General features: G+C 51.5%; 1 pseudogene. It reads right to left on the reverse strand.

The window, feature by feature from the left end:
- A pseudogene (locus NE473_RS31405) lies at window positions 1-299 on the reverse strand (NAD(+) diphosphatase); the annotation flags it as partial.

Below are 299 nucleotides of genomic sequence, written 5' to 3' on the forward strand. Positions count from 1 at the left end.
CATCCAGCTCGGCAAAGAAACCTACCAGCATGGAGTCACTGAAGGCCCATGGCTGATTTTTATAATAGCGGATATTTTATACTTTCAGGCCGACTTCTTCCATAACCTCGCGGCGGACAGTCTCTTCCAGAGTCTCACCGAATTCTGTGTAGCCGGCTACCAGAGCATAGCGGGTGTATTCACGGCCTGCGTATTTGGTGAGAAGAAGCTTATCTCCATAGGTGACAGCCACTATGACGGCTGGTGCGATCTTTGGGTAGACAGTGTTGCCACAGGACGGGCAGACCATGGAGCGTTCA

It is taken from the genome of Hungatella sp. SL.1.14, from assembly GCF_024460495.1.
Lineage (GTDB): Bacteria > Bacillota > Clostridia > Lachnospirales > Lachnospiraceae > Hungatella > Hungatella hathewayi.